We start from the raw sequence: 1,244 nt of genomic DNA on the forward strand, positions 1-1,244 counted from the left end.
TGTAGTGGTCAACTAATTCCGGACAGTGTTGTGAGTTTTTCCTCGGCCACGGCAGGAGGCATCCCTCCGTTGACGGTGTGAGGACGTTGCCAATTGTAGTACCCCATCAAGTAGCTCCCGATGTCTCTCCTGGCCTCCGTCAGACTGCTGTACCATGAATCGGGTATCCACTCTGACTTGAGGCTGCGGAACAGGCGCTCCATGGGAGCATTATCCCAGCAGTTCCCGCGCCGACTCATACTCTGACGCATCTGGTAGCGCCACAACCTCTGCCGGAACTTGGTGCTGCCATACTGGCTTCCCTGATCCGAATGAAACATCACTCGCGCGGGCTTTCCGCGTTGTATCCAGGCATGATCCAAAGCCTTGACGACAAGGTCCGCATCAGGACGGGATGACATTGCCCAGCCAACGACTCGCCGAGAGAACAGATCCAGCACCACCGCCAGATAGCTCCAAGACACTCCTGTCCAGACGTACGTGATATCACCACACCAGACCAGGTCCGGTTGCTGGGCGTTAAATTGTCGATCCAGATGGTTCGGAATATCGGGTCGCTCAACGGTTGCCTTCCGGTAGGCATGAGGGCCGGGTTGTCTGCAGATCAGCCCCAACTCCCTCATCAGGCTTCTGACCTTGAAACGCCCAATGGAAATCCCCGATTCCTTCAGCATGGCAGTCATCGTCCGGCTGCCTGCCGCACCACGACTCGCCGAAAAACGCCGATTGACCTCGGCTCGTAATGACAGGCGTTCCACATCTACACGAGTCTTCTGCTGACGATGCTCGTAGTAGCTGGACCGACTAACGCCAAAGACCTGACAGACCACTTCCACCGACTCATGCTCACTCAACTGGTCTATCAGCGCGTACGATTCCACTCGTCCGACATCAAGAGAGCCGTAGCCTTTTTTAGTATGGCTTTTTCGCGTTCCAGACGATCGATCCTGGCTTCCAACTCCTGGATTCTCTGCTGCTCAAGCGTCAATGCCTTGCCTTTCGGCGTACCGCCATCTCGCTCCAGATGAAGCTGGTAGACCCAACGGCGCAATGCTGTTGACCCAATATCTAGGGACCGACAAGCTTCCGTCATCGAGTAGCCCTGGTCGAGCACCAGTTGTGCAGCCTCTCGCTTGAACTCCTGGTTGAAGGAACGTCGTGTTCTTCTTTTGGTCATTGGACACCTCGCTCAGGGTGGTGAGCATACCACCTACGCTGGTGTCCGGTTTCATTGGACCACTACA

Annotated in this window: 1 protein-coding gene; it reads right to left on the reverse strand. The window is 55.7% G+C overall.

From position 1 onward, the window contains the following. Positions 1–8 precede the first annotated feature (8 nt). Positions 9–1,177 (reverse strand): IS3 family transposase gene (locus IE093_RS22260; RefSeq protein ID WP_189473124.1). Its coding sequence is split into 2 segments (ribosomal slippage): positions 9–916 and positions 916–1,177, totalling 1,170 coding nucleotides; the frame shifts between segments, so codons are not numbered across the junction. Positions 1,178–1,244: the final 67 nt, after the last annotated feature.

The organism is Litchfieldella qijiaojingensis, from assembly GCF_014651875.1.
Taxonomy (GTDB): Bacteria; Pseudomonadota; Gammaproteobacteria; order Pseudomonadales; family Halomonadaceae; genus Litchfieldella; species Litchfieldella qijiaojingensis.